We start from the raw sequence: 5,924 nt of genomic DNA, 5'->3' as shown, positions 1-5,924 counted from the left end.
CGTGCCATTGCAGCTGGCCTCGACCGGCAGGGCGACGCCGCTAAGCTCGGCCAGACGCTCCTGGTGGGTGCCGCTGAGGGTCAACGGCACCAGGCCGGCACGGGTGGGCAGCACCTGGTGGCCGAACTGGCGCGCGATCTCATAGCCGAACCCGGTTGCACCCAGGCTGGGAATGGACAGGCCGCCGGTGGCGACCACCAGCGAGGCGCAATGGAACAGGCCGTGGGTGGTGTGCACGCGGAAGCCGTCAGTGCCGTGCTCGATGCGCTCCACGCTGCACTGCGTGCGGATCTGCACGCCGGCCTGCTGGCATTCGTCCACCAGCATCTTCACGATCTGCTTGGACGAAACATCGCAGAACAGCTGGCCCAGTTCCTTCTCGTGATAGGCGATGCCGTGGCGCTCGACCATCTCGATGAAGTGGTACGGCGAGTAACGCGCCAGCGCCGATTTGCAGAAATGCGGATTGGCCGACAGGAAGTTGGCCGGTGTGGTGCCGGTGTTGGTGAAGTTGCAGCGGCCACCGCCGGACATCAGGATCTTCTTGCCGATCTTGTTGGCGTGGTCGATCACCTGCACATGCCGACCTCGCTGGCCCGCCGTGATCGCGGTCATCAGCCCGGCCGCGCCGGCACCGATCACCAGCACGTCGCAGCGGATCGTGCTCATGCCTTGGCGCGCTTGCGCCAGTTGGGGATCACGTCCAGCTGCATCTGATCGTTGAGCAGCTGCACTTCGGCGTCCTGGATCAGCACGCTCCAGCGCATCGCACGCTGGATCTGCTGGCCCCACAGATCGACGAAGCCGCCGTCCAGGTCGACCACCGACAGGTTGTCGAAGCGGGCCAGGCCCTTGCTCTGTTTCTGCCACCAGATGTCCGACGCATTGCCGCCGTAGTTGACCACCTGCACCTGCCGGCTGCGGTTGCTGGCCTTGCGGATGCGTGACTCGTCCGGATGGCCGAGGTCGATCCACTGCAGGATGTCACCGGTGTAGTCGTGCTCCCACAGGTCGGGCTCATCGTCGGTGCTCAGGCCGCGGCCGAACTCCAGGCGGTCGCCAGCGTTCAGCGCGAAGGCGAGCAGGCGCACCATCAGGCGTTCGTCGGTTTCAGACGGATGCTGGGCCAGGGTCAGGTTGTGGGTCGCGTAGTAGCCGCGATCCATGTCGCTGATCTGCAGTTCGGCCTTGCGGATGGTGGCGGTGAGGGCCATGAAGATCCAGAGGGGTAAAGACCGTCAATGATAGAGGTTTGCCCCGGGGGTGTCCGGTATGGGGGTGTCGGCAGGGCGTGATCGGTGGCACGCTGGCCGTCCTGATTCTTCCGACTTGCCCTGTCGTATGTCCCGTTCACGTCCGCGCCGTCTGCAGATCGATGGCGCCCCGATCGCGCCATGACCACGCCCAGCCGACTGCAGCTGCCGCCCGGTGACTGGGTTTCCCTGCTGGAGGGCCTGTGCGCGCGCTTCCCGCGCATCGACCGGCTGCAATGGGAGAGTCGCTTCGCACGCGGGCGGATACAGGACGCGCAGGGCAGGGCGCTGGCGCCGGACATGCCGTGGCAGGTGGGGCTGGAGATCCGCTACTTCCGTGAAGTGGCCGATGAGCCGGTGATTCCTTTCGTAGAGAGCATCCTGCATCACGACGCGCACCTGCTGGTGGCCGACAAGCCGCACTTCCTGCCGACTGCGCCGGCCGGCGCATTTGTGCGCCAGACCCTGCTGGCGCGCTTGGTCGAGCGCACCGGCAACGTCGACCTGGTGCCGTTGCACCGGCTGGACCGGCTGACGGCCGGCCTGCTGCTGTTTTCCACCCAGCCGGAAACGCGCGACGCCTACCAGCGACTGTTTCGTGAGCGCCGCATCGAGAAGACCTACGAGGCGCTGGCGCCGGCCTTGCCGGAGCTGCGGTTTCCTCTGGAACGGCATAGCCGACTGCAGCCGGGGGAACCGTTCTTCCGTATGGCTGAAGTTCCCGGCGAGCCGAATGCGCGGACCCGTGTCGAGGTCATTGATGCGCACGGCCCGGTCTGGCGCTACCGGCTTGCGCCCGAATCCGGCCGCAAGCATCAGCTGCGCGTCCATATGGCCGCGCTCGGGGCGCCGATCCTGGGGGACGAGCTCTATCCGCAGCTGCACGTGCGGCCAGAGGGGGCGGCCGAGCCGCCGTTGCAGCTGCTGGCGCAGGCGTTGGCCTTCGATGATCCGTTGACCGGCCAGCGACGCAGCTTCCGCAGCGCGCGCACCTTGTGCGTTCCCGGCTGACGCACAGCCGGATTCACCTGCCCGGTCGTCGCGCCAGCCAGCGGTCCAGCTCGGCAGCGAACAACTGGCGGTCGCGCGCGCCGAGCGGCGGTGGCCCGCCAGTCTGGACGCCGGCGCCACGCAGTTCTTCCATGAAATTGCGCATCGACAGCCGCTCGGCCATGTTGTTGGGGGTGTACAGCTGGCCGCGCGGGTTCAGGGCCACGCCCTTCTTCTCCAGCACCAGGGCCGCCAAGGGGATGTCCTGGGTGACCACCAGGTCGCCGGCAGCCATCCGTTCGACAATGGCGCTGTCAGCCACATCCAGTCCCTGCGGAACTTGGATGGAGCGCAGCCAGCGCGAAGGCGGGGTGCGGATCCACTGGTTGGCGACCAGGGTCAGCTCCACGCCGACCCGTTCAGCTGCGCGGAACAGGATGTCGCGGATGACAACAGGGCAGGCGTCTGCGTCCACCCAGATGCGGTGGAGCAGGGGTTCAGCTCGGGTTTCAGCTTCAGTCATTTACCCAGTGTAGGGTAGGAAAAACCTGAATGGGGACCCGGGTTTAGCCTCGATCTGGTGCAACCCCTTGCCCTGTCTAGGGGCTGGCCGTTTGACGCTGAATATCATGGCTATCGCTTTTTGCTCAAAACACGCGTATCGTCTGGCCCACTGTGTTTGCTAGGGTCACCGTGAATCGTGGCCTGGTGCAGTTGATCTCACGATCCGCTCATCGATCCGCTTTACCAACGCCTGCAACTCAGTCTCGGCCCCGATACCCGGTGGCTGCGATTTTTTTCAACATGTGTTTCAGGAGTTAGTAAATATGTCTGATCGTCAGACCGGCACTGTCAAGTGGTTCAACGACGCCAAGGGCTTCGGCTTCATCACCCCGGAAAGCGGCCCGGACCTGTTCGTGCATTTCCGCGCGATCCAGGGCACCGGCTTCAAGACCCTGCAGGAAGGCCAGAAGGTTACCTTCGTCGCCGTCCAGGGTCAGAAGGGTATGCAGGCTGACCAGGTGCAGGCGGTCTAATCCGTCTGCTACCGTTTGGTAGCCAGAACGCCGGGAGCGAAAGCTCCCGGCGTTTTTCGTTATGGCTTCTTGTAGCGTCGAGCCAGGCCCGGCTCTACAAAGGGCATGCACCCGGCACGGTACGATGCAGGCCTCCCCAAGGATCGTACCCATGCGCATCGTCCATCATCTGGAAAACTCCCGTTCGCTGCGTGTGCTGTGGATGCTGGAGGAGCTGGGGCTGGACTACGAGCTGCGCCGCTACCCGCGCGACCCGAAGACGATGCTGGCGCCGCCGGAACTGCGCCAGGTGCACCCGCTGGGCAAGGCGCCGGTGCTGCAGGATGGCGACCTCATCCTGGCCGAATCCGGCGCCATCCTCGACTACCTGGTTGACCGCTACGACGTGCATCGCCAGCTGTCGCCGTCGCCGGTACCGGCCGAAGGCAAAGAGCGCATCGATTACCTCTACTGGCTGCACTATGCCGAAGGTTCGGCCATGCCGCCGATGCTGCTGACCCTGGTGATCAGCCGCATCCGCAGCGCGCCGATGCCGTTCTTCGCGCGTCCGATCGCCCGCAGCATCGCCGACAAGGCCGAGCGCGGTTTCATCGGCCCGCAGCGACGCCTGCATCTGGACTGGATGGAACGGCGCCTGGCCGAAAGCCCGTGGTTTGCAGGCGAACGCTTCACCGCTGCGGACATCCAGATGAGCTTCCCGATCCAGGCGGCGGCCGCACGCGGCGGCGGGCTGGACGACAAGCCGGCATTGCGTGGCTTCCTCAAGCGCATCGGCGAGCGACCGGCCTACCGGCGCGCCGAGGCGCACGGCGGGGCATTGCAGGCCCTGCGCGGCGATTGAGGACGGCCGTCGTCGCCCCCATGCTGTGCTCATGGATACCACAGCTCCCCAGTTCGACAACCGCCTGCTGAATCTGCTGCCGGGCGATCCCGAGTCCGGTCCGCGYCGGCGCGAAGTGCTGGGTGCGGCCTGGTCGTCGGTAATGCCGACGCCTGTCGCAGCGCCGGTGCTGCTGGCGTGGTCGCCGGAGGTTGCCGGGATGCTGGGGTTCGATCCTGCGCAGGTCGATGACGAAGGCTTCGCCGAGGTGTTCGGCGGCAACGCGTTGTACGCGGGCATGCAGCCGTGGGCGGCCAACTATGGAGGCCATCAGTTCGGCCATTGGGCCGGTCAGCTCGGTGATGGCCGCGCCATCTCGCTGGGCGAGGTGATCGCCCCCGATGGCCGGCACTGGGAGCTGCAGCTGAAGGGTGCCGGGCCGACGCCGTATTCGCGCGGCGCCGACGGCCGTGCGGTGCTGCGCTCGTCGATCCGTGAATTCCTGTGCAGCGAGGCCATGCATCACCTGGGTGTGCCGACCACGCGCGCCCTGTCGCTGGTCGGCACCGGCGAAGACGTGGTGCGCGACATGTTCTACGACGGTCATCCGCGTGCGGAACCTGGCGCGATCGTCTGCCGGGTATCGCCCTCGTTCCTGCGCTTTGGTTCGTTTGAACTGCCTGCTTCACGTGGCGAGACCGCACTGCTGAAGCAACTGGTCGAGGCGTGCATCGCCCGCGATTTCCCGGAACTGACGGGGCAGGGCGAAGCGCTGTATGGCGACTGGTTCGCACAGATCGCCGTGCGTACCGCAGAGATGATCGCGCACTGGATGCGCGTGGGCTTCGTGCACGGGGTGATGAACACCGACAACCTCTCCGTGCTCGGCGTGACGCTGGACTATGGCCCCTATGGCTGGGTCGAAGACTTCGACCCGGACTGGACCCCGAACACCACCGATGCGCAGGGACGCCGCTATCGTTTCGGCCCCCAGCCGCAGGTGGCGTACTGGAATCTCAACCGGCTTGCGCAGGCGCTGTCGCCGTTGTTCGCCGACGTGCAGCCGCTGCAGGCAGGGCTGGCCGCTTACCAGGCGACCTTTGTCGCCTGCACCCGCCGCGATGTTGCGGCCAAGCTGGGGCTGGCCGCGGCCGACGATGCCGATCTGCAGCTTTACCAGCGCTGGCAGCAGCTGATGCAGGACGGCGGCATGGACATGACCCTGGGATGGCGTGCGTTGATGCGCATTGATGCCAACGCACCCGATGCAAGCGTATTGGCCGAGGTCTTCTACGACGCCGAGCGCCAGCACGCGGTGCAGGAACCTCTGCAGCAGTGGTTGCAGGAGTACGCGGCGCGGCTGCGTGCCGATCCGCTGCCGGCAGCCGAGCGTGTCGCGAAGATGGGCGCGGCCAGTCCACTGTATGTGCTGCGCAACTGGCTGGCACAGGAAGCGATCGACCGCGCCGAGCAGGGCGACCTGGGCGGTGTGCATGCCCTGCAGGACGTGCTGCGTGATCCATACACCGAACGCCCGGGTCTGGAGCATTACGCCGGCAAGCGCCCAGCGTGGGCAGACAATCGTGCCGGCTGTTCAATGCTGTCCTGCAGTTCCTGAAGAGTGTTCTTCTGCAGGGCTGCGCCCTGCACCCGCAGCAGCAACAGCAACAGCAACAGCCGAAGCAACAGCAACGGCGCGCATYCCGTGGGATGGCGGGGCACTGTGGGTTTGCGGGGACGCCGTGAATMCGTCCATGKAGGCTTGGTCGCCGCATCCATGCGGCTCACACCCCGCAAACCCACAGTGCCCCGCCTTCGACAGTT

At 66.0% G+C, this 5,924-nt stretch carries 7 protein-coding genes; 4 read left to right on the top strand and 3 right to left on the bottom strand.

Translation table 11 applies throughout. The features are described from left to right. Both AB4Y84_RS10845 and AB4Y84_RS10840 read right to left on the bottom strand, forming a co-directional pair. Positions 1 to 669 (bottom strand): NAD(P)/FAD-dependent oxidoreductase (locus tag AB4Y84_RS10845; protein ID WP_442250116.1); only part of this gene is annotated, 669 nt, incomplete at its 3' end. Further along, on the bottom strand, positions 666 to 1,214 hold the full coding sequence (locus AB4Y84_RS10840) for a YaeQ family protein (RefSeq protein ID WP_033830883.1): 549 nt from the start codon (positions 1,212 to 1,214) through the stop codon (positions 666 to 668). The genes AB4Y84_RS10840 and AB4Y84_RS10845, both read right to left, overlap by 4 nt. A 180-nt stretch (positions 1,215 to 1,394) precedes the next feature. Between AB4Y84_RS10840 and AB4Y84_RS10835 the strand changes: the two genes are divergently transcribed. Next, positions 1,395 to 2,264 carry a pseudouridine synthase gene (locus AB4Y84_RS10835; protein WP_442244924.1) on the top strand — a complete coding sequence of 290 codons (870 nt, stop codon included), beginning with the start codon at positions 1,395 to 1,397 and terminating at the stop codon, positions 2,262 to 2,264. A 13-nt stretch (positions 2,265 to 2,277) separates the two neighbouring features. On the opposite strand, the gene AB4Y84_RS10830 is transcribed toward AB4Y84_RS10835, so the two are convergent. Then, positions 2,278 to 2,766 (bottom strand): YaiI/YqxD family protein, encoded by a 489-nt coding sequence (locus AB4Y84_RS10830; RefSeq protein WP_363732989.1) that lies wholly within the window; start codon positions 2,764 to 2,766, stop codon positions 2,278 to 2,280. 304 nt (positions 2,767 to 3,070) lie between these two features. On the opposite strand from AB4Y84_RS10830, the gene AB4Y84_RS10825 reads away from it, so the two are divergent. From AB4Y84_RS10825 to AB4Y84_RS10815, 3 genes are all read left to right on the top strand, one after another. Continuing rightward, a complete protein-coding gene (locus AB4Y84_RS10825) occupies positions 3,071 to 3,280 on the top strand; it encodes a cold-shock protein (protein ID WP_025875108.1) in 210 nt (69 codons plus the stop codon). A gap of 151 nt (positions 3,281 to 3,431) precedes the next feature. Further along, positions 3,432 to 4,121 carry a glutathione S-transferase gene (locus AB4Y84_RS10820; RefSeq protein ID WP_442244925.1) on the top strand — a complete coding sequence of 230 codons (690 nt, stop codon included), beginning with the start codon at positions 3,432 to 3,434 and terminating at the stop codon, positions 4,119 to 4,121. A 31-nt stretch (positions 4,122 to 4,152) separates the two neighbouring features. After that, complete coding sequence (locus AB4Y84_RS10815) at positions 4,153 to 5,718, top strand: protein adenylyltransferase SelO (protein WP_442244926.1); 1,566 nt, start codon at positions 4,153 to 4,155, stop codon at positions 5,716 to 5,718. Positions 5,719 to 5,924: the final 206 nt, after the last annotated feature.

It is taken from the genome of Stenotrophomonas sp. 2YAF22 (assembly GCF_052114665.1).
GTDB classification, from domain to species: domain Bacteria; phylum Pseudomonadota; class Gammaproteobacteria; order Xanthomonadales; family Xanthomonadaceae; genus Stenotrophomonas; species Stenotrophomonas indicatrix.
Note: the sequence above shows the minus strand (reverse complement) of the source record. Positions and strands in the feature narration are given on the sequence as shown.